A 25,039-nucleotide genomic window follows, 5' to 3' on the forward strand; every position below is an offset into this window, starting at 1 on the left:
ACAAGACTTTACGCATGACTTTTCACTCTGCTGACAAAAGCGGGTTAGTCCTACGGCACAACTTTTGCTTACTCTTTGAAGCTAAATTTCAAGGAGTAAGCTATGAAAGTCTCTTATAACTCCATCTTAACAAAACAGCACTACCAAAAACAGACAAAAAACGAAGGCTTTGCAAATTTTCTACCCAACACTCTAAATATAAATTTGATAGACCAAGCCACTATTCCTAAAAATGACTTTGCTTCATCTAGTAGTATCGACTCTCTTTATCAGGCTAAATTTACTTCACAAGAGGGCTATGGATATAGTGTAGATGCTAAAGGATTTATGGGAGCTGACTTTAACAAAGCAGCAGGTCTGCCACAGGACTTTAAAATCCACAAAAGCACGCTTGATGCGATAGTGTTACACAATCAAAAGCACCCAAATAGTATAAATTTTTCAATGGAAACAAAGAAAGATAACCAACTCTTTGGAGAAGATAGCTTTGCAAATATCGATCTAGCAAATACCATAAAGCAATACTATAAAATTTTTGATCAAATTTCAGCTGGAGTTATTAGCAAGGGTAAAGAATTTTACTCAAATGAAGATCTAGTAAAGATGCCAAAGGGCTACTTTTCAAAAGATAAAAAAATGGATCATTTCGAATATCTAATGGGTAGGATGACCAGCGATGAGATAGATGGGCTAACTGATAGGAGTAATGAGAAGATAACTCATGTATTTAGAACAGCTCAAGATGCAGACGATGCACATAGACTGTGGGATGATCTAAGCGATATAAATGTAGAAGTCAATGGAAATTTCCTTGACTTCTCTCCAGAAGTGATGACAACTGAGCATACTATCCCTTATATGTGGGTTAGTAGTGCTGGATATGACTTCAAGCCTGATATGTCTGTATATGACAATGAACAAGGCTATACTAAGGAGCAAATTTTTGTAGCATTTTTAAAAAACGAGCAAGGTCTTGTGCTACAAGGTGGCACAACAAGGATAACCGATGAGGCTCGCAATGTATATAGAGACACACTCATACTTACAAAGCAAGATAGAAGCGAGATAGGCATACCAAAGGCTTATTATGATGAGATACTATCTGGTAAGAAAGATCTAAAAGATATACTAGCTAGGATTTTAAAGCTTAGAAATTTAGAGCTTAAAAAAGATCAAACGCTTGAGGGGCTAGCAAGTAAGATAATGGATGTTTTAAAAGAATTTGATGAGAGGATGAAGACAAGAGAGCTTTAAAAATATAACATAGTAGGCATTCGCTCTAAGCCCTTTTAGCTCCCATACTACTAAACATTTTTTATATTTGCCGATATAAGATATATATTTTAAAAGGATTTAAAATGAATGTATCACCAAATTTAGAGCCCATAAATATAAATTTACCCAAAGATATGATCTATTCAAGAGTCCTTCTTGGTGTAGATAGAGTGCAAACTTTAGACAATACAAATTTAAAATCTGAGCTTAAAGACATAGCTACTAAGCTTATCTCAAATAGCACCTACTCTATCATTCAAAATGCCAGCACCAGTGGCGTAAAGTCAGAGTATGCTAAAGCAGATAGCGGGACAAACGATGCTTTTTCTTACGTGGATATCCAGCGGAGAAACTGGGACAAAAAGGACTTTGAAAACAAATATCTCTTTGGCGAAGATGCCTCAGCACTAAGGAAAGTGGATCAAACTAGAACCTATTTCTCATCTATAAATTCAAAAACTCCCATTAAGCCCATTGCGGCAGCAGATACTAAATTTACAAATTTAAATGACTATGCCTATGAAAAAACGATAAAAACCTCACTGGGTGATGTGGAGGTCTTTTTGGATCTTTATGACGATAACGACAAACTAGGCATAGGCAAGCTAGATGCAAATGGATTTTTATTTAACTTTGATAGCAACAAGGACGGAGTGATAAATTCTGGTGATAAATACTTTGATAAGCTAAAGGTTAGAGGCTACGACAAAGACGGAAATGAGAAAATTTTCAAACTAAGCGAAGTCGTAAGCGAGATAAACCTTAACGACTTTATTAAAAAAGATATTAGAAATTTAAGCCATGAGGCTATGGACTTTGCTAGCAAAAACACAGTTGATTACAGAGTTAGTTTAAACAACTCAAACCCTTATACTCTATTTTCGGCCGAGTATCGCTACCAAAAGATAGGCAAAGAAGAGACTAATAAATTTTTCAAAGACCATGCAGACCAAGACGGCTGGGTAGATCTTAGGGATAATAAGATATTTAACGACAAGAGTGGCTTAAACAACTTTGCCTATGAGAAAGTTGGCTTTGACGGCAAAAAAAGCTTAGTGAGTTTAACCCTATCATAAAACCTGCTGGATATAAACAAGATGAGAGTTTTTCATACGCAGGCTATCAAAAAGATAGTTTTATGAAATTTTATAATGACTACCAAAAAGAGTCTAGTGCTCACAGCAAAGATGTAGAGTGGATAAGCAAAAATTTAAAAGAAAATGATGTAGAAGATGCAGATGATCTCATCTCAAAGCTAAAAGCCACAAAGTCATCTTATATGATCGCTATGGAGAGCGAGTTTGAAAAGGCAACTGGGCTCGAATTTAGCCTAGAAAATTTAGAAAGAGTAAAGCATGCTTTTGAGAGTGATACGAGCAAGGCTGCAGCTGCTCTAAAGGACACAGACAGCGTAATAGCTATGAAGCTAAACAAAAATGGCACTATCACGCTTAAATTTGATAGCGGAAGAGAGCTAGAGGTAAAAGAAATTTATAACGACACGGGCAAGCTAATAAGCAAAGATGACAAAGATAGTAAAAGAGCAAGTATAAATTTAGATGCTAAGAGCATGAATGATGTAGAGCTAAATAGACTTGACTTTAAAGATATAGGCATAAAGCAAGATGAGAAGATATCTAGCCTAAAAGAGCTTGGAGCAAAGCTAGTTAAAAACCTCTCTGATAAATTTACAAGTAAATTTCTGATCGGACTTGAAAACGGCAAAAGCATCACCACCAAAGAAATTTACAACATCACCTACCTTGAAAACGACCTCAAATTTAAAGAACTATCTAGCAAAGATAGGCTTTATAAAAAGGTAGATACGAGAGTTTAGGAGTAAATTTATGCATACTAAAAACCCTTGGCAAAATAAAACTTTTCACAAAAAAGACGATATCTTTAGCATGAAGCCAAAAGGATATTAGATGATAAACGCACTTAGTAGTTACGCCTTAAATTTAGAGCAGAACATAAAGGTATCAACCAAAGTTTCTACCAACCAAACAAGCTCAGAGGTTTTAGGCTACAAGGTAGATAAAGATGGCTACTTTACAGATGAGTTTAATAAACAAGCTGGCATCCCAAGTGATTATAAAATTCACTCAAGCACACTGGAGTCTTTAGTCAGGATAGCGACGCAGCCTGACTATATGCAAAGGGTTTTTGACAGCATCGATATACTAAAAACTGTAAATAATGCCTACAAAGTTCTCTCCCAAGTAGTTGGCGAAGACACGCTAAATTCAAAAGATAGCTTTAGCTTAGATGAGATAAGAAATTTCCCTCAAGGCTTTGAGTATAACCGCCAAAGTATGCAAGTAACCAAGATCAATAACTCCATTCATGAATTTGGCTCGGCTGCGGCTGATTTTAACGGCAAAGAGTCAAATAAGCAGATGATAAGCACGCTTTTTTTCAACCCAAGCTTTAAAGGAGGAGACGGCAGGCAGCCATTAAAGCCAACAACAGATATCTTTAACAACAACAATGGCGGCAAAGAAAACACGGTCATTGGTGTATTTATGGATCCGCATGGAGAGAAATACACCAATAAAGATGGCTCTATAACAAAAGGCGGTCTCATAGCAGCCGTTATAAACAACAACCTTGATGTAAGAGAGGGCGAGACAACAGCACAAGGCAAAAGAGAAGGCTATGATAAGAGCATAGATAGTAAAGAATTTAATAGAGCATTTGAGCTGTTTGATCTAATGGGTGAGATGAAATTTGGACCTGGCTTTATAAATGCTACTGATAATGACATAGCAGGTATGCCTAAATATATGCAAGACTACATCAGATCTAAAAGAGACTTTGTCTATATCGACTTAGAAAGTGGCTTTGTCAGCACTCCTGAAGATAGGCGTAGGGGATATGAAGAAGACGAACTCTCATTTAAAAAGATGATGGAGCATAATCTAAAAATGCTAAAGCTACTCTTTGGTGAGATAGACAAAGACGGAAAAAAGAGCAAAGATTTTATGGATAGCTTTTTAAAATTTAGCATGCCACCTTTAAATTTAGTAAAAGAGCTAAACGAAAACCCAGCTGGAAAATATCTAGTAGATATGCTTGGCATAAAAAAAGATGTTGATATAAAGGCGTAAGGGGAACTTGAAGTGATAACTAGCATAAACGGACTTAGCAATACACCAATACAAGATAACACTATCCAAAAAGAAAATATCCCTAAAGATACCAAAGATGATGAAAAGGCCAAAATAGAAGCTTTATGGTATGGTCCAGTTGGAAAGAGCATAAAAGAGATTATTGACATAGACGAAAATGAAGATAATTGGGTTGCAAAAACGATAAGCAAAATAGATAATATGCTTTCTAAGCGTTACAATACCGAACAAGATCGCAACGCCATGTCGATGAAACAGCCAAAAACTTTAGAAGAAGCAAAAGATCAAGTCCTTATAATGTATTCTGATATATTAAAGGAAAACTCTGTTGATGGCAAGCCAACCATGATGGGCAAACTAATAGGTCTTGGCACAAAAGAAGAGGAGGCTGACCTAAGAGCTTTTATGGATAGCATGTCTTCTCTTTATCCAAATAATAACAAGGAGTCGCTTAGTCTTTTAGATAGAACCGACCTAAGCATAGATGAATTTAAAACATTATTTGCCAAAGCAAGAGAAAAAGCAACAAAGGATGTTGCAGAACAAAGAAAGCAGATAATTAAAGAAGAACAAGAATACAATGCAAATTTTGCTAAAGAGCAGGCTGAGAAGAAATTTAAACCTATGCAGGTTAAGAAGAAGTATGAGACATATGATATAAATAAGGATCAAAAATTTCTCTATGCAAGAGAGCTTTTAAATTTCAAAGAAAAAAGAGGCATAGACGTCTTAGAGCTTATGCAAAAGATAGATAAGAAGCAAATTTTAAATAAGATGGCTTGATGAATAAAAAATAGCTACTTTGTTTTATTGTAGAAAGCAATGATTGCTCTAAATTTAGTCCTTTTATACGGTTTTATCCACTTTTTTATTTGCGACTTTTTCTAAAATTTCAAATATGCTTTCGCCATTATCGAATTCAGTTTTTATAAATTTGTAAAATTCTTTAAATTTCTCATCGGCTTGCATATCATAAGTTTTAAATTTCTTAGTTACTTGCATAGGTTTAAAGGCTTCTTGTTTTTGCGTGTCAGTTTGATTGTTTTGTTCTTCATGATCGTTTTTTTGATCCATTAGCCCATAGTCACCAACCTCTTGTGGCATACTCCTATTTATAACTTTAGAATATCTCTCAATAAATTCATCTACACTTATATTAGACGACTCGAGAAGCTCACGACCCTCATTACTAAAAGACACACCAAATCTTTCTAAAGTTCGACGTATCTTTTGTCCTTCTAGATCATTATCTGACGTTTTGCCCCAGATGGTTTGTTTATCATCATTGTAGGATTTAAAAGCTCCAGTAAAGTTTGTGCTATTACCCATCACTTTCTTATAATTAACTCTACTCGCAAATTCTTTTCCTTCAAATAGTGAATTGTTATTTAGATTTGGCGAATAGGTTATATTATTAAGCATTGTTAAGGTCTCGCTTTATTTAGATATTCCAGCATCTCTTTCGTAGGTTTTAATTCTTTTTTATGGTATTAATTTGCATTAGAGCATCTTGCTACCACCTATCCAGCAATGCTGTTTTATACACTAACACACATTCAGCTAAAGAATATAAATTCAACCTACTTGGGTTTAATGCTTTTATGGGCTAGAGTATAATCAATAACTAAATCGACCTTTTAGCGATTTAGTTTATATATGATTTATCTCTACACAAAAGTCTTACTGATAGCGCTTATCCTCTCACTCCAAGAATTTGCTAGAGAATTTATATCCTCGCTAGTTGGTTTAAATTTCTCATATTCGTTTGAGGTAACACTTTCTGCGTTAATGTTCTTTGATCTTGCATACATTAAAAGGGTTAGCTCTTTAAGCCTTTCTTTTATGAGTGCTTTTATACTCTCACTATCTTTACCCACTTTTTCAAAATCCACAAAATACTCTTTATGCTCTCCAGTGCTTGAGATATCATTTAAGGCAGCGCTACTTAGCTTAGTCTTTGCACTATCACTAGGTAGTGGTCTAGAGCTGCGCAAAAATCCCATGAAAAGAGCCTCTTTACTGTAACCTTCATCTACTTGATATACCGACATATCAGGGTTAAAGCTAAACTCATCACCTGCTTCGCTCATCGTAAAATCAACCTCTTTTACTATGAGCCTAACGCCTGCACTTGAAAGCTCTTTGCTAAGAGATTTAGCGCTATTTAGCTCATCAGTGCTAGAGTAGATATTTGAGATAGTAGAGTTTGATAGATCTTTTAGCAAATGTCCTTTGGCATCATAGCGAGTGCCTTTTGTACTGTAGCCTTTTGGTAGTTTGCCTATATCTGCAAGGGTGTAGCTCTTTTTATCATCACCTAAAGCAGAGGTCATTTGATCAAATAGTCTGTAGTAGTGCTTTATGGTGTCAGCCATATCGATATTATCAAAGATCTTTATCTGCTCGTCTTTGCTCTTGATGCGGTTTAACACATGGTTGCGCTCGGCAAATCTACTAAGCTCATCAAGTGTGCTTTTGTGGATTTTAAAGTCCTGCGGTAAGCTGGCTGCTTTATTAAAATCAGCTCCCATAAAGCCAGCCTTATCTACTGTGTAGCCATAAGCTTGAAGCTCATTAAAATTTAAAGAGATAAGGCTATTTTGTGAAGAAGTGGTATAAGTAAATTTAGCTGGTTCTTGGAGTAATAGAATTAAGGAGAACACTTAATCACTATATTAGTGAAATATGTACTTCTTAATTCTTTTTTATTTAAGAAACTAAGAGAAAGGGGGTAAAAATGAGGAATTATGAAAAGATAACAGCACTCTATGAGAGATTAAGTCGTGATGATGAACTTCAAGGAGAAAGCAATTCTATTGTAAATCAAAAGAAAATCCTTGAAGAATATGCAGGTAAAAATAATTTAAGCAACATCATACATTTTACAGATGATGGAATAAGCGGAACACAGTTTGATAGACCGGGCTTTATGGCAATGATGAACGGAGTTAATCAAGGTAATATAATAGGTTGTATAATCGTAAAAGATATGAGTAGACTTGGCAGAGACTATCTTAAAGTCGGTCAATGTATGGAAATCTTAAGACAAAAGGGAGTTAGGCTCATTGCTATCAATGATAATGTAGATAGCTTTTATAGAGAAGATGATTTTACCCCTTTTAGAAATATTATGAATGAATGGTATACAAGAGATACTTCAAGAAAAATACAATCTACATTCAGGTCAAAGGGGGAAAGCGGAAAGCATACGGCAAGCTCTCCACCTTATGGATATATCAAAGATGAAAAAGACAAAGATAAGTGGATTGTAGATGAAAAAGCAGCGGAGATAGTAAGGAGAATATTCAATCTGACCATGCAAGGCAATGGTCCGTATCGAATAGCAAAGATATTGGAAAGTGAAAAAGTAGATATACCTGCTTACCATCAGCAAAAATTAGGATATGGACTACATCAAAGCAAAGTGTTTGAACATCCTTATCGCTGGTGCAGTTCTACAATTGTAAGTATCTTAAAGAAACAGGAATATTTAGGTCATACTGTAAACTTCAAAACAAGAAAGCATTTCAAGGATAAGAAAAGCAAATATGTATCTGAAGAAAACTGGCTGATATTTGAAAATACCCACGAGGCAATTATAGACCAAGAAACCTTTGATAATGTGCAAAGGATAAGAGGAAATGTAAAAAGGTATCCCGATGGTTGGGGAGAATATCACCCTTTAACTGGGCTTATGTATTATGCAGATTGTGGCAGTAAAATGTATGTTCATAGAACAAGTAATTACAAAAATATTCCCTATTACACTTGCAGTGCTTACACGAAAGTACCCTGTGGAACGCTTTGTCCATCTACTCACAGGATAAAAGCGGAAGCAGTCTTAAACCTTATACAGGAAACCTTAAAAGACATTAAAAAATATCTTGATGAAGATCACGAAGCCTTTATCCGTTCCATTTAAAATGAAATGGAAGAAAAGGAAAAAGTAGAGATAGAAAAGAAAAAAATAAGATTAATGGAAAGTAAAAACAGGCTTCAGGAACTTGAACGATTGATGTGCCGTATTTACGAAGATATGATACTTGAAAAAATACCAAGTAATAGATATGAGATACTTAACAGTCAATATGAAACAGAGCAAATAGCTTTAAGCAAAGAAATTAAAGACTTAGAGTTTGCAATATCAAGATATGAAAAAGAAACAGATAAGGCGAAAAAGTTTATATCTCTAATAAGCCGATATGAAAATTTTGATGAACTTACAACTACAATGATAAATGAGTTTGTAGAAAAGATTATTGTTCATGAAAGGAATAGAAAAGGTAGTCAAACATCAAAGCAAAAAATAGAGATATATTTTAATTTTATCGGTAACTATGAGCCACCAAAAGAAGAATTGACTGAAGAAGAAGAAGAAGAAAGATTAAAAATTGAGGAAGAAGAGAGAAAAATCAAGGAAAGAAAAGATAGACTTCATCAAAACTACTTAAAGCGTAAAGTAAATGGAAAACAACAGGAATATGAGGAAAGGTATAAGGCAAGGAGAGAACAGAGAAAACAAGAAAAATTAAAGGTTCTGAAAAGGGCAGGTATACAAGTTAATAAGTTAGAAAAAAGAGATTGAAGTTAGTCAATCTCTTTTTTAGTACAGGTATCAAGTATATCAATTATGTTATTTGCAATTGCATGGATAACAGTAACGGCAACAGAATTACCAAACTGTTTGTAACTTTGAGTATCACTTACAGGAATGATATAGTTTTCGGGGAAGCCTTGAAGTCTTGCAGCTTCACGAGGTGTTAGTTTTCGTGGATTTTTTCCTTTTTGCTCAATAAGTATTTCACTCCCGTCTTTATAATATCTTGCAGATAATGTATTTGTATAAGGACTGTTTTCATTGAACAATGTGTAACCAAATCCATTTCCCTTTATTTTATGTTCTTTCTTTCGTCGTTGATGACCTTGCCAAAGTGCATTTGAAATGGTGTATTTAGTATCAACATTTTGCTCTAAAATATTTCCCACAGAAACATCTGGGCAGGGAGGAATTGGAAAAGAAAAATCTTTATAGTTATCTATTTTATCCTTATCAAATCCAACAATGTAAATACGCTCTCTATTTTGTGGAACACCGAAGTCTTTTGCTTTAAGTATAATAGAATGAACATCGTAGTTTAAATCCTTTAATGTTTTTTCTATTGTTTTATAGGTACGACCTTTATCGTGAGATTTTAGGTTTTTGACATTTTCAAGAAGAAATGCCTTAGGTCGTTTCTCTTTAATAATTCTTGCAATTTCAAAAAATAATGTTCCACGAGTATCTTCAAAACCAAGCTTTTTACCGGCTTGACTAAATGCTTGACAAGGAAAACCACCGACAATAATATCATGATTAGGAATATCTTTTTCAGATATTTTTGTAATATCTCCAAAAGGAGTTTCACCAAAATTTGCCTTATATGTTTTTACTGCAAATTTATCAATTTCACTACTGAATACGACATTTGTTTTACCTGTTTGGTAAAATCCAAGCCTTGTACCACCAATTCCGGCAAATAAATCAATGATTTTATAGGGGGCATTTTCATTATTGGGGAAAGGTACTTTTTCAGGAAATGATAAAATATGTTTCAGCTCAATGGACGATGGCTGACTTTCTCCATTTTCCCATCTGCGAATTGTCCTATCTCCGAATTTGGACATACCAACAGCATCAGCTAATTCTTTTTGAGTCATTTGTAATCTGATACGCTTATTTTTTATTAAAATAGCAGGGGAATTATCTATGATTTGTGGTATAATATTCATATATATTCTCCTTTTTATATATGTTATTTCAAGGACTAACTGTCCTTTATTTGACACTATTGTACCATATAGAAGAAAATTTTTCAAGAAAGGAAAAGAGTTATGGCAAATATTTCTCTTGATGAATATAAAAACTTAGTTAAAGAAAAAAGGAAAGAAGGCTTTAAACAGCCTTATGACTTAGTTTATGATAATTTTATTACATTAGGATACGACAAAGTCCCTAAAGAATTCTTTTTAAGTAATGCAAGTGAAGTTGTTGAAAAACTTAGAAATAGCTGTTGGAGTGAATTTCAGCCATTAGAAAAAGACTTTACTTCAAAAATGCTAAAAGAGTTAGTTGATGATGAGTATATCAAAACTCTTACACCAATAGAGGCAATTACTTGGTTTGTGGAAGAATTTCCGGAACATATATATGCTTTGACTTTGTCAAATACTCAAAGTAGGAGGAGTAGAGCAGGTAAAGAATTTGAAAGTATTATAGAACTCATTTTGATTGGTGCAGGGATTCCACTTGACAGTCAAGGTAATATAGGTAAACAAGAGTTTGTCAATAAAGGTCTTGGTAAATTGGTAGATTTAGTTTCTCCGGGTGTTTTAGAATACATTGTAAATAAGAGAAATACTGTCTTAATTAGTGCAAAAACCACATTAAGAGAAAGATGGCAAGAAGTACCTGAAGAAATGGGAAGAACAGGTGCAAGAGAAATGTTTTTAGCAACTCTTGATACTTCTATTAGCTCTGATGTATTGAACACTCTATATGAGGCTAATATACAAGTTACAACAACAAAAAATATAAAAGAAACATATTATTCCGATAATGAAAGGGTATTAACCTTTGAAAAGTTGGTTGAAATATGTTTAGACAATGTTTCTCATTGGAAAAATTTCAACTACACAGTAGAACAAAATGAGCAAATGATAGAGCTTATCACTAAGCAAATTGAAAAACACCAAAATCATAAATTTGTAGAAGAATATTATGATGAGAGATTAAAAAACATAAAGAAGTAGACAAATTAGAATTTGTCGGTATATCATTAAATCGCATTTTTTCGATTAAACTATGGAATACAAAGGAGCAAATAATCATGAGCGAACAGAGAATCTATTGCATGGACCTTGTAAAAAAAGAGGATCCGGAAAAGGCTGTCAGAACACCGTTTTATCAGACAGAATCTACAGGCGGATCGGTCTGGGTTATCAAACCCGGTCAGACATTGCAAAAGCACTATCACCACAATTCCGACGATATATGGATCGTCCTTCAGGGAGAGGGAATATTCTACCCCCAGCCTAATGAAGAGGTTCCATTCAAGAAAGGCCATGTCATAGTATCGAAGAAAGACTCCTGCCACGGAGCAAAAAATACTGGAGATGAGGATATCATCTTTGTAAGTATAGTAGCACCTGTCCCTTCCGACTATGATCCTATAAACGAGTGACAGGAAAATAAAATTCCCGTTTGACAAAGGATTGTGATTATACTTGAGAAAGAAAAATGTTTATATAACATTGGGATACATAGCTGTATATCTGGTGATATATTGGTGAGAGCAACTTGATTGGTTGGCTATTTACTAATATTTCAACTGGTGAGCATAGTTATTTATATGGTTGGTTGCTCAGTAGTAATCTGTTTTGGTATGCACTTGCGATTTCTGCGCTTCCTTCTCTTTGGGGTAAGTTTAAGTTTTCGGCTGTTACTACGGCGGGATTTATTGTAGGTATTGTAGCAGGCATAATCGTTGAGAAATACAAGAAGTAAGTCAAATTTCAGTTTGTCGAGCTGAATAATACAGATTCAAGACGATAGAAAGTAAAACATCTATCGTCTTTTCTTATGAAAAAAACTTGAAAGGAGATGAAATTTATGGACAATAAAAACAGAATTAGAAAAAGTAAAAGAAAAGATTGAAAGCAAGTAAGAAGAAAAAAAATATGAAAAGAAACTATCTCAGCTTAAAAATCAGGAAAAGAAAATCAGAAAGCAAACGAGCCTTGAAGAAAGAAAAAAGCGAAACCATAGATTGATAGAGCGAGGAGCAATCTTAGAAAGTTTAATTGAGGGAGCAAGCGAGAAAAGTAATGAAGAAATAAAGGCTATTTTGCAAAGAGCATTTCAAAAAGACTAAGAAACGCAAGGACATAGTATAATTGTAATTCCCTTAGATTTTCTAAGGGCGCAATTATACACCCTTTAGGTGTCCTTGCGACCTGCGGTGCTTTTACCCTTGCGGGGAGCAAAGAAAAAAGCCGAAGCATTTTTCCGTATTAAAGGCAAAAGACAACTGAATATAATTCATTCGCTTTTTTATCATCAAGGGTAAAGCACATTCACTATCGCTCACCCTTGACAATAAAAATTTGAAACAGATAGCTTACATTAAGCCGACATACTGAAACAACAAAAGTCGGCTTTTTCTATTGTACTGTTTCAAAACGCTCATTCAGTTTATAGAAAAGCAAAAGTATTTTTAAGACCGACATCTAAAACAACAAAAGAAAAATAAGAAGATGACAAATGCCACATTCCCAAAATGGGAGTGTACCTAAATCAAAGACAGTACTAATCAAAGGGGGTAGTGAAACACGACTTCCTTAAAAGATAAAAGGAGTAACGATTTGTTGCTACATTTTCATAACAAAAGATAGGAGAGAAAAATGGCAGATAAAAGGATGTTTTCAATAAAGATAGTGGATAGCGACTTATTTTTGGATATGCCATTAAGTAGCCAATGCCTGTATTTTCATCTATCTATGAGGGCAGATGATGATGACTTAAAAATTCTAATTACAAAAGGTTTTGTAATTGTCTTTTAAAGAGGGGTTATAGTCATTACCTATTGGAAGATAAATAACTACATCAGAAATGACAGACGAAAAGAAACGATGTATCTTGAAGAAAAGCAAAGTATAACGCAAACGGAAAATGGAGCATATATCAAGGTTGAAAATCTTGGTATACCAAATGACAACCAAGTGTCAACCGTTTGTCCGCATAGTATAGTTAAGGGTAGATTAGATAAGAGGAGAATAGAACAGGTTGCCCCAGTGTCCCTTTATGGAGAGTATCAAAATATTCATTTAACCGATGAAAAATACCAAAATCTAAAAGATAGGCTGAAAGGTCATACAGATACAATGACTGAAAAGCTATTAAGATATATCAAAAGTAAAGGCACAGACTACAAAGACCACTATGTAACAATCCTTAATTGGTATGAATTGGTATGAACAGGATAAAGAAAAGCTATCACAGAAAAATAATCAAAATAAAAGCCATAGAACCTATTCAACCAACTATGAAGACAGCGACAGCCTATAAAAGGTGTTTTTAAGGGTTTAATCATAAAAGAGGTGTCAGACTATGGTTAAGATAAAAATAAGCCTTAAAAACGCATTATAGAGCCTGATGTAGAAAAGGAGACTAAAATTATGAATGATAAAGAAAATATGATTACTACAAAAATTCAAGGGACAGATTTTATCTACAACAAAGATACTCACTATGAAGAAGACGGACATATCTATTGCAAGATTTGTAATGAAAGAATAGACGGTAAGGTAATTCCGATGTTGGATAAGCCTATGATTATCAGAACGGCTTGTAAATGTGATAGAGATAGAGCTGAACAAGAAAAAACTGTTAAAACAAGATAGGTTGAGACAAAGCTGCTTTATATCCAAAAATCAAATAGCCTACACCTTTAAAAATGCCGATGAAGATACAGATAAGGAAATCATCAAAAAAGCAAAGAACTATGTAAAACATTTTGAAGAAATGAGAAAAGATAATGTTGGACTGTTACTTTACGGAAATGTAGGAAGTGGCAAGACCTATGTAGCTTGTGCTATTGCCAACGCTATAATTACAGAATATAGCCATACAGTAAAAATGAGGAACTTTGCACAGATATTAAACGACTTACAAAAAGGCGGCTTTAATCTTGATAGAAACGAATATATCGAATAGATAACAAGCCCTACCCTACTAATTCTTGATGATTTTGGAATAGAGAGAAATACAGAATATGCCTTAGAGCAAATTTACAATGTAATCAATGCAAGATACCTAAAGGCAAGACCAACCATTATAACTACTAACCTTAATTTCAAAGATATAGAAAAAGAACAGGAAGATATAATGCTTGGCAGGATTTATTCAAGGATAATCGAGATGTGTTTACCTCTTAGGATAACGGGACTTGATAGAAGAAAAATACAGAGCAAAGAAAAGCTGAAGAAAGCACAAAACTTAATAGATGAATGAGAGCGATTGGAAAAGTAAAAAATTCTAATCGCTTTTTAATTGCAAGAAAAGGAATGATGATATGCAAAAAAATAATACAGAAACAAAAACAATAAAGAAGATTGGAAAAACTACCTATGAAGTTGTTGTACATTTTAATAAAAATACTACTGAAACAATGCAAGACAAATTGAAACGCATAATGCTTAGAGAAATTGAGAGTGAAAAACATCAAAAAAATGATAAAAATGATTAGAAAGTCCTTGACAAGTTGTTACAGGTTTGGCTCGCTAATCTTTTCTTTGGTCTTTTGGTTAAAAATATCACTAAAATTTGCAGACCTGCCTTGTTTGTGCTGTTGCTTAGTGTATGAATTTATATTGGTGCTTAAGATGCTAATATCATTCGTGGTTTGCCTCCTAGCTTCTTGCTTTTTAAGTTTTAATTAAAGTAACCATAAAATAATTGACTATCCAAATTTATCAGTCAAAATAAACAAGTGACAAATATGCCAATCACAAAAATTACAAAAATTTACTTTTACTAAGTCATTCTTTGGTGGGACTGATTTAATTCCAGTATGCGCCAAAATTCAATTCAGATATTAGGGCGAGCATACTCTATGTAGCTACAAAATGTTACCATTCGCAGCTCCATAGAGGCTCGCAAGGAGAGCTTGCCGCTCCCTTGACCCACGCTAAAAAATATTTTCTTTATTAAAAACGGCTATGCAGGATAGGCTATTTTTAATAAAATATTAGGTTTATTAAAGGTAACCATAAGTATAAAAAATAATTAGACTAAATGATTTTTTATGGTCCGCAAAATATATTTTAGTAGATTTTTAAAATGGCAGTGTAATAAATATAGTTTTGGAAGTAATAAATGAGATGATTATGCAATAAACTTAATAGAGTCTCTATATTTAAAACATATCTAAGCTTTGAGTCTTTTCATTGCATACATCACCCATATGGTGATTTATGCTGGCTTTCTGGGTGTATTCACGCTCCTCTATAAATTCTCTACATATTCTTGCAGCCTCTTGTACTCTATCTGTAAGCTCTCGTATTCTTCTCTCAAATTTTGGAATTCTCTTTCTGAATTTTCTAATTTTTCTTTCAAACGAGATATTGAACTCTCGTACATATCTCTTTGTTGTTGCAAAGATTCCGTTAAGGCGTCGTTGCAATCTTTGTTCAAGCTCTTGACTTTCTTTGTTAGCTCTGTCACATCTGTTCGTAGTATCACAAGCTCCTTCTCGCAGTCTTGTTGCAAATTCATTATTTCTAATTCGTGCTTGCTCCTTTCGTCCTCGATCGTCTTCGTCAAGCGCTCGTTCTCTTCTAGTAATGCTTTCTCTAATACTGTCATCCTCTACTCCATTTTCATTAGTATAAATTTCCTGCTCTCGTTCTCTATTATCTCTTCGTCTTTTGGAATCGATATGTAATATTCCCTCTGGGTCTTGTCTGCAGTAGGTCGGCTGTATCTCCATTGTTTTGGTATCGTCCAAACCATTTCGTTCTCTAACTTCTTCTCTTTTACCATCCAGCCAGCCACTGTTCCCAACACTAGTGCAATAGCCGTTGATAGTAAGATTATCACCGATCTGTCCTTGCGGTGCAAGGATATTGTTTTTTGAAGTTCTTTCGACATATCTTTCTTGATTAAATCTATCTCTTTTTGCAATAAGCTCCTCAAGTTTTCGCCTATTTTCTCTACACTCTGCTTGTGTGTTTTATCATGGAATTCTCTAATCCTTCTGCTTGAGCTTTCGCTGAGCTCTCTAAGTTTTTGATTACCTGTGAAGTCTGCATCGTATATTCCTCCTCTTAGACGATTTTTTGTTTTTTAGTAGGCAGTATGATTGTTATACCTTTTTTATTGATTCTGGTTATTTCGATACCACTTTGTGTAAGAAGTTCAATCATGTGATTTCTATTTTTAATAGAGCCTTGCTTAACCAGATCGTGCAGTTTTTGGTCGAGATCTTCTAAATTTTTATAATGCTTGATGTTTTTCTTGCTAGACAATATAGTTTGCTCTTTTGCTGGATCATCTGGGCTTTATAGTCCATACTCATCGTTAATGATCTTTTTGATTAAATCGATTCTAGTTTGATCATATTTGGCAAAATATGGATTAAATGATTTTCCTGTTTTAAGATCGATCTTGGGAACCAGGAAATTTACTCAAGCCGCCCATCCTTATCCGAATGCTCTACCCATAATACATTTGTACGTTCAAGCATATACTCACCCAAAAGAGCACGTTCAAAATCCTTAATGATTTTTAGTTTTTGCTCTTCAGTTAAAAAGTTATACCTCTCTTCAAATGATAAAACACCAAAACAGGTCTTTTGTTTATAGGTGATGCCTTTTATAATAGCTCTAGTTAAATTTTCATCACCTTTTATAACTCTTGCTGTTCCAGCAGCTTTTCTCTCATTTAAAAGATAATTTATGCTCCCAAGGCCACCACCAGTATAAGTACGAAGAAATTTAACTAGCATCACTAGTGCCTTTATTTGTATTGATACAAGGCGAATCAAGAAACATATTTTTTACCCAATATTTCATAAATTTTATGTAAGATCTTATTATCGTCGGCTATGATCTCAATACCAACTCTATCTAGGCTTTGCCCACTATTTAATTTGGTGGCTATTTGGTTTATGTTTTGTCCTTGTCTAGATAGCTCAATTAGAAGTTCCCTTATAATTGGTGCATAAATCTGCTTAGACAACATAGCTCTTAGGGCAAATTTTGAGAAAGTTAGGCCACTTTCTTGTAATTTATTATTAATCACCAACCATTCTGCATTACTTAGCCTAAGTCTTTTAGTTATGACTTTGGTTACCTTGCGTTTTTTTATCTTTTCAGAACTCACGTAAATTTACTCCCAATCTAAGAAGAAGCCACTCAAAAAATCCTATGCCATAAAAATTTTTGTCAGACTTGCTCTTTAAATATCTTTTAAGGTTATTTTATAAAATTTCACAGCCTAAAACAAGGAATTCGGTAGGCTTCAGGCCGCTAAAATGCGTGTTTTTTAAAAATACTATGAAATATATAATATAATTTTTGTAGCTTCTGGATTTTCTCTTAAAAATTTAGTCTAGTATGAAATTAAGAAAATAAAATAATAAAAATATAGGGGTTATGCTCATCATAAAAGAGCACTTTAGATAGGACAAGCTAATAACATAAAATTAGTTACTAGCAAATCACAGATAACTAAAGTCTAGCTTTATGCTTAGTTAAATTTATCCTTTAGCATCTCGTATACTTCGTTGTTCTCTCTTTTGCCGACAACTAGCACTAACACTACTATCTCACTATCTTTTACCTGATATGCCAAGCGGTAGCCGACATCTCTTAACTTGATCTTATAGACATCTTCGTAGCCTCGTAGCTTGTCCTTGGCAACCTTTGGGTTTTCTAGACGCTCACTTAGCTTCTTTTTAAACTGCACTTTTATGCTATTGTCTAGCTTTTGCCACTCTTTTAAAGCGCCTGGTAAGAACTCTAACTCATAGCTCATCTAAGCTTACTTTTACTGGTTTTTCACCACTTGCTAGAGCAGCATCTACTGCTTTACTTAGATGATACTCTTCTATTATCTCTGCCATTTTTTCATAGACAGCACTTGGTACTAGATATGCGCTAGGGACATTGTGGTTTAGTATAGCTACGACATTATCTCCAGCTTGTTTTAAAATTTGAGCTGGAGACTTTTTTAGCTCACTTATGCTAGCTGTAAAATTTGCTTGTATAGTTTGCATTTTTATCCTTTATTTAATACCTAAAATAATACTAAATAAGATATAAAGATAGTCTTAAAAGTTTATGCTTTGAAATTTATCCCTACTCATTATCATACGATACCATCTCTACTTTAGCCTTTAGTGTGTTTGCATTAATAGGCTTGGCATAAGTGTTTAGTAAAATTTTATACTGCTTTTCATGTCCTACTATCTGGGCTATAAGGTTAGCTTCTACCTCGCGTTGCACTAGATAGTCTATAAAGTAGTGCCTAAAAGAGTAGAAGGTCTTTTTAGAGTCTTTGTCTATAAACTTTCTTTGGATCTGGCTTCTAAAAATTTCAGAGAAGTCCTTATTGCTTACCTTAAATATATTTCCGCTTTTCTTGCTATTAACATATTCTAGCAGACCTAGATCTATGAGCTTACTATGAATAGGCACAAACCTAATGCTGTTTTTGGTCTTGGTGGTTTTACCATCATTTGTGTTTATGTTAAAGCAGTAAATTCCATCTTTTAAGGTTATATCTTCCTTATGAAGCTGTGTGATCTCTTTTATCCTCATGCCACTATAAGCAGCTATCATTGTGACGTAGTAGAGCTCACTAGCCTCTATCCTTGAACTTGGTGATTTACCACTTTGTTTGATACTAGTTACTATCTCAAAGATCTTTCTAGCTTCTGATGCTTCGTATGGAAGCACTGCCCTTTCGCTAGGGTCTATGTCTATCTTGACATTCATTTTTGCAGTTATGCTTTTACTTATATAGCCGCTATCAAAGCAGTAGTTAAAAAACTGAATAACCCTTATCATATATTTTTGGATAGTAGGCTCAGAGAGTTTATCGTCATTTTCTCCTAGCTTAAGTATCTGAGATAAACTTTTATCTTTATACCTGCTCTTTTGAGCTAGCTTAGTTGGAATTTTATAAAGAAGATCTCTAAATTCAAGCAAGTTATCTCTTGTGATCCTATAAACTGGCGTATCTTCGTTAAAGTATAAAAATAAGAGCTTTTTTACGCCAGTAACTAGTCTTTGCGTATCTGGCGACCACTTGTCAGCTCTTTTAGTGTTTGTCTCAAATATCTCGAATGCATCCTTTAAGCTCTTTTGATCTTCTAAATTTAAAGCTGAGAATTGATTGCTAGAGCCAGATGCCACTTGCAATGCTTGCCTGATCTCATACTCTTGTGTTACTTGGGCGCTAGGATTAAAAATACTAAAGCTACTATCGTCATCTAATTTTATCTTGATATTTTTTGGTGGATTTGGATCCAATATGATATCTTCCATGCTTCTATGGCTATTCTTTGTTCTTACTAGCTTTAAATTTGAAGTTGAGCCATACTTTTGATCTAGTATGGCATAAACCGTTTCGCTAATCCTCTGAGCCATAGCCTTAAGCTGTCCATCCGTAATAGGCAAACAACCGCTATCTTCAAGCTCTTTTATATTTTCTTGGAATGAAGCTATGTCCTTAGCGTCAAACGAACTAGGTTTGGCATGTTTGGCTAAGTTATCACTAGAATCATCTTCAAGGAAACAGTGCTCACGCTTGTCATCAAAGAGCACACTGCTCTTCTCAAGCTTTGATACAAGATAGTTAAGTGTTAGTATGTTTTTCTCTAAAAGAGTTTGCCCTATGTTCTCTTTATTCTTGCTACCAAGAGCGCCAGCAGTGTTAGTGATATTACTTATATCCTTAATTAAAATTTGAGGCAGACCGCCATCTATCAAACTTTGTTTAAAGTAGTCATTGAGCGCATTTAGAAATTCTACATCCATCTTCTTATTAAGAAGAGAGTGCTCTTTGATGCTCTTACTAAGCTTTACTTTCATAAACGAATTTACAAAAGATTGGATTATGCTATCACCAAGATTCATGTGAACCGCCCTTTTTATCAAGTAAAGATTGTTGTCTAGAATTTTAGCCCTTTTTCTGGCTTTTTCCAAGAGATTAGTGGATGTGGAGAAGCAAATTTCTCGCTTTTCGTTAAAAAATTTTCTAATGCTTGGAGCAAGTGTGGCTCGGTAGTAATATATACCGTTTCGCTCCCTTAAGTGTTGTCCCATATTTAATAGCCAACCGGTCAAAAATGGAACAGTTTTATGTAACTACTAAGTAAAAATCGTCTAAAGTGCGTATTTCAGGCTTTCAGGAGCTCATATAAAAAATCCTCATAAGCCGGAGGTCGGGAGTTCAAGTCTCCCCCGTGACACCAAAACGCACTATTTTAGGCACTAGCAGTGATGCTTTTGTTCTTTCCCTTTCTTTAAAATTTCCTTTAAGAGTGGAACACTTAGTTACTAAAGTGGGACAGTCTCTTAAAAATGTAGCGATTATAAAGCCATCACCCTTTTAATACCATAAAAATAAATTTGTTTTAAATTCTTGCTTCTAGCTTTTATTTTAGGTCACCTTTAAAATACCCCAAGGAATATCCAGCTACTGCCAATAGTTAAGCTTCAGTAAGCTTAACAGTAAAGATGAAGAGCTTCATAGTAGAGCCTTTGTAAAGAATTTTCTTAAAGGCTTTTAAGAAAGCTTTGAGAAAGACTATACCGCACAGCCTTACTTACAAAAAATGAAAGAGGATATAATAACGAAGAAATAAAAGGTTTTACAAGCTTGCAAACTGGATCTAGCTATATAAATTTCAAAAACATAACCGATATGAAAGATCTTGTAAAAACCATAACCCATGAAAACCAAAGATCTATGGATATACAAGATCATAGAGATATAAATCAAAACAGAGATGATGATACTAAGTACGCATCAAATTTCTCAGACTTTGCAACTAGATATTTCTCTCATGCTCTATGGCTAAACGATAAAGGTTTTTCTAAAACGCCTTTAACAACAGCTTTAACATCAAGCATGATAAATAACAATAAAGAATTTGCAAAACTGGATAAGAATTTAGGGACTAATAGGATGCTAACAAGCAATGAACATGATCTTGCGATGGAATTAGCATATAGATATAGTAAAGAAAATAACGTACCTTATGCCCAGGCAATAAACATTTTTATTCTTGCAGCTAAAACGAATGTCGATAAATCTCAAAAAGAAGCTTTTGAACATGTTGTATCTACATTAGAAAGCGCCGATGAAGTCGAGGTGCCTAGGTATAGCATGGTATTTGATAGGGGTAAAATAGATGAGGCGTATGATATATTGGCAACTACTGCCAAAGAGAGAAATCTGTACTTTACAGACGTTTATAAAGAGAGTATGACGAGTTATCCTTTATACACCGCAACCAAAGAGCAGTATGAGGATAAAGATTGGAACCCGGAGCATACCATAGGACTAGGAGATACAAGCGATATACTTATACCGTTTACTAAACCGGCCGTCGGTGCTGCAAAACAGCTATCATCAGCTCTGTACTCTAGTTCAAAAAATGCAATAAAAGCTCCATTTGTAGAGATGCAAGCAAGGATAAACGAAAAACTATTAGCCAATACCCCAAAAGGAGGAAAATTAGGTAGCGACGGTATATTAAGACATAACGGTAAAGAGTATGTAGCTCGTAGTATTGATATAACAGAGAATAAAGTGATATATCAGCAATTAGGTAAAAACAATAAACCAGTAGAGGTTTATAAAATTACTAACGATAAAGGTTATTTTATAACAGTCAGTAAGCCAAAGATATCTGCTCTGGAAAGTAGCTCTAGTACTTTACTAAAAGATATGACAAAAGATATTAAATTTTATGATAGCTCTAAAACAGTGGGTATAGTAACAGGTGGCATTATGAGTGCGGGCATAGATACATATTCACAGTATAGTAAAAACAACAATAGTTTTAATAACTACGACCCATTATCGGCTGTTATAAATACTGCCGTAGGATTATATACGGGCGGAGCTAGTCATATGCTAAGCGCCATAACAAGAGGTGCTGCTGGAAATGCAGCTAGTGAAATATATTCTCAAGCAACTGATCTTTCAAAAGATATAGATGGAGAAAGAGTGATTATTAAGGGTATAATTGGAGCAGGAGTGGGAAGCGCAACAGATATAGCCGGAAAGATAGGCGAGAAGATACCAAGAGGCAAAGATGGTAACTATAAGACTATATTTGAAGTAGGTACTGGACTAGTAGGCGGCGTAATACAGTCAGATATGGATAATAAACAATGAAGAAATTTGCGATAGTATTCAGCGGCGTTATAGCAATATGTGTCGTAGCGCTGCTATTTATAAAGCTATTAAAATACTTTTTTGGAGAAATTTATTATATAGATGCGATGGGCTTTATCTTGGTATGTTTTTATGGTTTTTTTGCAATAAAAAATGATATTAAAAAGAGTGACCTTACAAAAAAGAACCTAGAAAATATAGAGATAAAATATGGCAGTGTAGCATTATTTTATACTATTGTAATTATTTTAATTTGGTTAATACTAATTTATATAAGATTTTTTTAAAAACAAACAGTGAGATATCTAATTATATTTTTTGGCAGCATACTATGTATTGGCTTTATAATAATCCTAAAACTTCTCTTTGGAGAACACTATGGTGACGTTATTTTTGCTGGGATAATTTTGACTAATATATATTACATAATTAAAAACGGTATAAAAAAGAGCGACTTTTCGAAAAAGAATTTGGAAGAAATGGACGTCACGATAGGCGGTGTCTCTTTGATACAGGCTATATTTGTATTTATAATGTGGATTGGTTACAATGCCACAAGAGGGTAAACATAAAAGTGGGCGAGTAGAATAAGACTGCGGCCGAAGTTGGGGCAAGTATATTTACTGGAATAACACAGGTGGCTGTAGATAGTATGAGTAGCAAAGATAATAAAAATAATAAAGACGATAAAAAAGAATGAGAACAGATATAAAAGTTTTGTTTAAGAACATTAATTTTAAAATGAGCATCATCTAAATTTTTTAGATATAATTACGCAAAAATAATATTATTAAAATCAGGTAAAGGAACTCATGAAAAAAATATTTAAATTTCTATCTTTTTTAGTATTTATGCTATTTCTTACAGGATGTGCAAAAGATCTTATTATAAGCAATATGCCAAATTCAAATTTAAACTATCATGGCGATAATGTTCCTATAACTATCATAGCTTATAAATTAAGAGATGTGGCTAAATTTAAAGAAGCTAGCATTATCGATCTAGCTGAGAGAAATGGTGAAATACTAGGTTATGACAAGATTGACTCTATAAAAACACAAATTCAGCCAAATACAAATAGATATGCTTTTACAAATGTATATCCTGACGAGGTTCCGTATGTCGGTATTTTGGTACTTTATGCCGATCAGAGCAAGACAAATATCAAGGCTTATAAAGCTACAAAAGAGATAAAAGAAAAAAATATAGTTTTTGAAATAACAAAAAATGGCGTAAATGTTTTAGACGCTAGTAGCTCTAAAATACAAGCAAGCAAATAAAATGTCTGAAAAGCTAAAAGTCGTTTGGTATAACGGAATGAACGTTGATAAGGTTCATTTCGAGCAACAAGAAAGATATTTTGAGAGAAATTTAAACCTAAAAACCATCTCTTCTTTTTCAAATTTATACGGTGTTTTAGATTTAGAAATTTCAAGCGATCTTTTGCTTCAAGGCAAAATAGGGCTAACTAAAATTTCTTGTATCTCTCAAGATGGTACGATTTTCAATGCGCCAGATCAAGATGAATTACCAGAGCCACTTGAGATAATCCCAAGTGAACTAAACTCAGCCATTATAGTGCTAAAACTACCTATTAGCTCAGGTCTGGTTGATATTAGCTTGCAAAATAATTTACCAAATTTAAAATTTACAGCCAAGCAAGCACTTATTAGCTCAAGAGTGCATGATGAAGCTAGCAACGATATATTAAACGAGTTAGATGATAAAGATGATTTTGAACTATCTTCTGCCTTTGCACAAGATAAAGAAAATATAATCCTAGCGAGCCAAAGATCATCTCTTGGAATATTTGGCTCAAAGATGCCTTACGAGCTTAGCATACCAATTTGTAAAATAAAAAATATAGACCTAAATAAGCAAATAATACTTGACGAAAAATTTATTCCAACTTGTATTAACATTAGTAAAAACACCTTTATAACAAATTTTATAGAGGAGCTTAGCTTTGCTACAAAGCAACATCAAGAGAGTTATTTTGGGTTGTTAGGAGGTATTGATCAGGCTAAAAATAGACTTGATTTTTCAACGTATTTAACACTAAATATGCTAAAAAAATGGCATTTAATATTCTCTTATTTGTTAAAGAAAGATAAATTTCACCCAGAGTATTTGTATGAAAAATTAGTTGATTTTCAGTCTGATCTGTTGGCACTTAGTCACGATAATAGTTTTAGCGAATTTATAGCCTACGATCACAATAACCTAACTCAAACTTTTGTGTCTTTGATAAATAATCTAAGACTTTTATTCTCACATATCTTATCTCCAAAATATATAATGGCACAGATTGTTAAAAATAATCACGGCTTTTATGACTGTATTTTTGATAATCCAAGCATTATTGAAAACTCAGAAATTTATTTTGCTATTCACAGCGATACGAAAAATGAGTATCTTCTTAAAAATTTCAAAGAGCAATGCAAAATCCATACTCAATCAAATATAAAAGGCATAGTTTCTTCACAGCTAAGAGGTATAAACGTAGAGCAAATTTCTGTTGTTCCTAGTACTTTACCGAAGTTAAACGATTATATCTATTACAAGATAGACAAAAAAGACGAAATTTTTAAAAGCTTTGCAAATCAAAATGTGATTAGCGTTTATATAACGGCAAATTTACCGAATGCTGACATTAAAATGTGGGCTTTATTATAAGGATAAG

23 protein-coding genes and 3 pseudogenes are annotated in these 25,039 nt (G+C 33.8%); 16 read left to right on the forward strand and 10 right to left on the reverse strand.

What is annotated here, in order from left to right; genetic code table 11:
- The first annotated feature begins 102 nt into the window (after nucleotides 1-102).
- The 5 genes from CVT13_RS06530 (at nucleotide 103) to CVT13_RS06545 (ending at nucleotide 5,189) form a co-directional block, all read left to right on the forward strand.
- The gene (locus tag CVT13_RS06530) at nucleotides 103-1,254 is read left to right on the forward strand and encodes a Cj0814 family flagellar-dependent secreted protein (protein ID WP_107812007.1); all 1,152 of its coding nucleotides are present in this window, start codon (nucleotides 103-105) and stop codon (nucleotides 1,252-1,254) included.
- Between the two features lie 104 nt (nucleotides 1,255-1,358).
- On the forward strand, nucleotides 1,359-2,351 hold the full coding sequence (locus CVT13_RS10425) for a hypothetical protein (protein WP_234411990.1): 993 nt from the start codon (nucleotides 1,359-1,361) through the stop codon (nucleotides 2,349-2,351).
- 62 nt (nucleotides 2,352-2,413) lie between these two features.
- On the forward strand, nucleotides 2,414-3,112 hold the full coding sequence (locus CVT13_RS10430; protein WP_234411991.1) for a hypothetical protein: 699 nt from the start codon (nucleotides 2,414-2,416) through the stop codon (nucleotides 3,110-3,112).
- A gap of 91 nt (nucleotides 3,113-3,203) precedes the next feature.
- Nucleotides 3,204-4,385, forward strand: coding sequence for a Cj0814 family flagellar-dependent secreted protein (locus CVT13_RS06540; protein ID WP_107812008.1), 1,182 nt, complete (start codon nucleotides 3,204-3,206; stop codon nucleotides 4,383-4,385).
- A 12-nt stretch (nucleotides 4,386-4,397) separates the two neighbouring features.
- Nucleotides 4,398-5,189, forward strand: coding sequence for a cell surface protein (locus tag CVT13_RS06545; protein ID WP_103628506.1), 792 nt, complete (start codon nucleotides 4,398-4,400; stop codon nucleotides 5,187-5,189).
- A 63-nt stretch (nucleotides 5,190-5,252) separates the two neighbouring features.
- Here the strand turns inward: CVT13_RS06545 and CVT13_RS10435 are convergent, their stop codons facing one another.
- Nucleotides 5,253-5,828: a hypothetical protein gene (locus CVT13_RS10435; protein WP_223227322.1), complete on the reverse strand. Its 576-nt coding sequence runs from the start codon at nucleotides 5,826-5,828 to the stop codon at nucleotides 5,253-5,255.
- A 245-nt stretch (nucleotides 5,829-6,073) separates the two neighbouring features.
- Nucleotides 6,074-7,069 (reverse strand): Cj0814 family flagellar-dependent secreted protein, encoded by a 996-nt coding sequence (locus CVT13_RS06555; protein WP_234411992.1) that lies wholly within the window; start codon nucleotides 7,067-7,069, stop codon nucleotides 6,074-6,076.
- Between the two features lie 74 nt (nucleotides 7,070-7,143).
- Here CVT13_RS06555 and CVT13_RS10285 point away from each other — a divergent pair.
- Nucleotides 7,144-8,991 (forward strand): annotated as a pseudogene (locus tag CVT13_RS10285) (DUF4368 domain-containing protein).
- Between the two features lie 2 nt (nucleotides 8,992-8,993).
- On the opposite strand, the gene dcm reads toward CVT13_RS10285, so the two are convergent.
- Nucleotides 8,994-10,175, reverse strand: a complete 1,182-nt coding sequence (gene dcm, locus CVT13_RS06570; protein WP_009495138.1) for a DNA (cytosine-5-)-methyltransferase — start codon at nucleotides 10,173-10,175, stop codon at nucleotides 8,994-8,996.
- A 102-nt stretch (nucleotides 10,176-10,277) separates the two neighbouring features.
- Here dcm and CVT13_RS06575 point away from each other — a divergent pair, with 102 nt between their 5' ends.
- The 6 genes and pseudogenes from CVT13_RS06575 to CVT13_RS06615 all read left to right on the forward strand — a co-directional run bounded on the left by CVT13_RS06575 (nucleotide 10,278) and on the right by CVT13_RS06615 (nucleotide 14,689).
- Nucleotides 10,278-11,195, forward strand: coding sequence for a type II restriction endonuclease (locus CVT13_RS06575; protein WP_009495139.1), 918 nt, complete (start codon nucleotides 10,278-10,280; stop codon nucleotides 11,193-11,195).
- Between the two features lie 77 nt (nucleotides 11,196-11,272).
- Nucleotides 11,273-11,626 carry a cupin domain-containing protein gene (locus CVT13_RS06580; protein WP_009295467.1) on the forward strand — a complete coding sequence of 118 codons (354 nt, stop codon included), beginning with the start codon at nucleotides 11,273-11,275 and terminating at the stop codon, nucleotides 11,624-11,626.
- A 501-nt stretch (nucleotides 11,627-12,127) separates the two neighbouring features.
- Nucleotides 12,128-12,316: pseudogene (locus tag CVT13_RS10440) on the forward strand (DUF3847 domain-containing protein); the annotation flags it as partial.
- 757 nt (nucleotides 12,317-13,073) lie between these two features.
- Entirely contained in the window at nucleotides 13,074-13,418 is a 345-nt protein-coding gene (locus CVT13_RS10290) for a hypothetical protein (protein ID WP_009295465.1), read from the forward strand.
- A 219-nt stretch (nucleotides 13,419-13,637) separates the two neighbouring features.
- Nucleotides 13,638-14,454: pseudogene (locus CVT13_RS10680) on the forward strand (ATP-binding protein).
- A gap of 61 nt (nucleotides 14,455-14,515) precedes the next feature.
- A complete protein-coding gene (locus CVT13_RS06615; RefSeq protein ID WP_009295461.1) occupies nucleotides 14,516-14,689 on the forward strand; it encodes a transposon-encoded TnpW family protein in 174 nt (57 codons plus the stop codon).
- Between the two features lie 758 nt (nucleotides 14,690-15,447).
- On the opposite strand, the gene CVT13_RS10460 is transcribed toward CVT13_RS06615, so the two are convergent.
- The 7 genes from CVT13_RS10460 to CVT13_RS06640 all read right to left on the reverse strand — a co-directional run bounded on the left by CVT13_RS10460 (nucleotide 15,448) and on the right by CVT13_RS06640 (nucleotide 20,084).
- Nucleotides 15,448-15,807, reverse strand: a complete 360-nt coding sequence (locus tag CVT13_RS10460; protein ID WP_234411993.1) for a hypothetical protein — start codon at nucleotides 15,805-15,807, stop codon at nucleotides 15,448-15,450.
- 3 nt (nucleotides 15,808-15,810) lie between these two features.
- A complete protein-coding gene (locus CVT13_RS10465; RefSeq protein ID WP_234411994.1) occupies nucleotides 15,811-16,125 on the reverse strand; it encodes a hypothetical protein in 315 nt (104 codons plus the stop codon).
- A 499-nt stretch (nucleotides 16,126-16,624) separates the two neighbouring features.
- A complete protein-coding gene (locus CVT13_RS10470; protein WP_234411995.1) occupies nucleotides 16,625-16,948 on the reverse strand; it encodes a hypothetical protein in 324 nt (107 codons plus the stop codon).
- A 35-nt stretch (nucleotides 16,949-16,983) separates the two neighbouring features.
- On the reverse strand, nucleotides 16,984-17,325 hold the full coding sequence (locus CVT13_RS06625; RefSeq protein ID WP_009295459.1) for a plasmid mobilization protein: 342 nt from the start codon (nucleotides 17,323-17,325) through the stop codon (nucleotides 16,984-16,986).
- A 366-nt stretch (nucleotides 17,326-17,691) separates the two neighbouring features.
- On the reverse strand, nucleotides 17,692-17,979 hold the full coding sequence (locus CVT13_RS06630; RefSeq protein ID WP_009295458.1) for a type II toxin-antitoxin system RelE family toxin: 288 nt from the start codon (nucleotides 17,977-17,979) through the stop codon (nucleotides 17,692-17,694).
- On the reverse strand, nucleotides 17,969-18,220 hold the full coding sequence (locus CVT13_RS06635) for a type II toxin-antitoxin system Phd/YefM family antitoxin (protein ID WP_009295321.1): 252 nt from the start codon (nucleotides 18,218-18,220) through the stop codon (nucleotides 17,969-17,971). The genes CVT13_RS06630 and CVT13_RS06635 overlap by 11 nt, the downstream gene beginning before the upstream one ends.
- Nucleotides 18,221-18,302: 82 nt before the next feature.
- Nucleotides 18,303-20,084, reverse strand: a complete 1,782-nt coding sequence (locus tag CVT13_RS06640; protein WP_107812010.1) for a site-specific integrase — start codon at nucleotides 20,082-20,084, stop codon at nucleotides 18,303-18,305.
- Between the two features lie 745 nt (nucleotides 20,085-20,829).
- Here CVT13_RS06640 and CVT13_RS06645 point away from each other — a divergent pair.
- From CVT13_RS06645 to tssK, 4 genes are all read left to right on the forward strand, one after another.
- Nucleotides 20,830-22,356, forward strand: a complete 1,527-nt coding sequence (locus CVT13_RS06645) for a hypothetical protein (RefSeq protein WP_107812011.1) — start codon at nucleotides 20,830-20,832, stop codon at nucleotides 22,354-22,356.
- Nucleotides 22,353-22,643 (forward strand): hypothetical protein, encoded by a 291-nt coding sequence (locus CVT13_RS06650; RefSeq protein WP_107812012.1) that lies wholly within the window; start codon nucleotides 22,353-22,355, stop codon nucleotides 22,641-22,643. The genes CVT13_RS06645 and CVT13_RS06650 overlap by 4 nt, the downstream gene beginning before the upstream one ends.
- A gap of 525 nt (nucleotides 22,644-23,168) precedes the next feature.
- Nucleotides 23,169-23,636, forward strand: a complete 468-nt coding sequence (gene tssJ / locus CVT13_RS06660) for a type VI secretion system lipoprotein TssJ (RefSeq protein WP_054195914.1) — start codon at nucleotides 23,169-23,171, stop codon at nucleotides 23,634-23,636.
- Nucleotide 23,637: 1 nt separating this feature from the next.
- Nucleotides 23,638-25,032: a type VI secretion system baseplate subunit TssK gene (gene tssK / locus CVT13_RS06665; RefSeq protein WP_107812014.1), complete on the forward strand. Its 1,395-nt coding sequence runs from the start codon at nucleotides 23,638-23,640 to the stop codon at nucleotides 25,030-25,032.
- Nucleotides 25,033-25,039 lie beyond the last annotated feature (7 nt).

Source organism: Campylobacter concisus (assembly GCF_003049085.1).
GTDB classification, from domain to species: Bacteria; Campylobacterota; Campylobacteria; order Campylobacterales; family Campylobacteraceae; genus Campylobacter_A; species Campylobacter_A concisus_H.

Excerpts from the sequence above, each read along its gene's own strand:
- CVT13_RS06530 (WP_107812007.1), top strand. The coding sequence starts at position 103 with ATGAAAGTCTCTTATAACTCCATCTTAACAAAACAGCACTACCAAAAA.
- CVT13_RS10425 (WP_234411990.1), top strand. The coding sequence starts at position 1,359 with ATGAATGTATCACCAAATTTAGAGCCCATAAATATAAATTTACCCAAA.
- CVT13_RS10430 (WP_234411991.1), top strand. The coding sequence starts at position 2,414 with ATGAAATTTTATAATGACTACCAAAAAGAGTCTAGTGCTCACAGCAAA.
- CVT13_RS06540 (WP_107812008.1), top strand. The coding sequence starts at position 3,204 with ATGATAAACGCACTTAGTAGTTACGCCTTAAATTTAGAGCAGAACATA.
- CVT13_RS10435 (WP_223227322.1), bottom strand. The coding sequence starts at position 5,828 with ATGCTTAATAATATAACCTATTCGCCAAATCTAAATAACAATTCACTA.
- dcm (WP_009495138.1), bottom strand. The coding sequence starts at position 10,175 with ATGAATATTATACCACAAATCATAGATAATTCCCCTGCTATTTTAATA.
- CVT13_RS06575 (WP_009495139.1), top strand. The coding sequence starts at position 10,278 with ATGGCAAATATTTCTCTTGATGAATATAAAAACTTAGTTAAAGAAAAA.
- CVT13_RS06580 (WP_009295467.1), top strand. The coding sequence starts at position 11,273 with ATGAGCGAACAGAGAATCTATTGCATGGACCTTGTAAAAAAAGAGGAT.
- CVT13_RS10290 (WP_009295465.1), top strand. The coding sequence starts at position 13,074 with ATGTATCTTGAAGAAAAGCAAAGTATAACGCAAACGGAAAATGGAGCA.
- CVT13_RS06615 (WP_009295461.1), top strand. The coding sequence starts at position 14,516 with ATGCAAAAAAATAATACAGAAACAAAAACAATAAAGAAGATTGGAAAA.
- CVT13_RS10460 (WP_234411993.1), bottom strand. The coding sequence starts at position 15,807 with ATGACAGTATTAGAGAAAGCATTACTAGAAGAGAACGAGCGCTTGACG.
- CVT13_RS10470 (WP_234411995.1), bottom strand. The coding sequence starts at position 16,948 with ATGCTAGTTAAATTTCTTCGTACTTATACTGGTGGTGGCCTTGGGAGC.
- CVT13_RS06630 (WP_009295458.1), bottom strand. The coding sequence starts at position 17,979 with ATGAGCTATGAGTTAGAGTTCTTACCAGGCGCTTTAAAAGAGTGGCAA.
- CVT13_RS06635 (WP_009295321.1), bottom strand. The coding sequence starts at position 18,220 with ATGCAAACTATACAAGCAAATTTTACAGCTAGCATAAGTGAGCTAAAA.
- CVT13_RS06640 (WP_107812010.1), bottom strand. The coding sequence starts at position 20,084 with ATGAATCTTGGTGATAGCATAATCCAATCTTTTGTAAATTCGTTTATG.
- CVT13_RS06650 (WP_107812012.1), top strand. The coding sequence starts at position 22,353 with ATGAAGAAATTTGCGATAGTATTCAGCGGCGTTATAGCAATATGTGTC.
- tssJ (WP_054195914.1), top strand. The coding sequence starts at position 23,169 with ATGAAAAAAATATTTAAATTTCTATCTTTTTTAGTATTTATGCTATTT.
- tssK (WP_107812014.1), top strand. The coding sequence starts at position 23,638 with ATGTCTGAAAAGCTAAAAGTCGTTTGGTATAACGGAATGAACGTTGAT.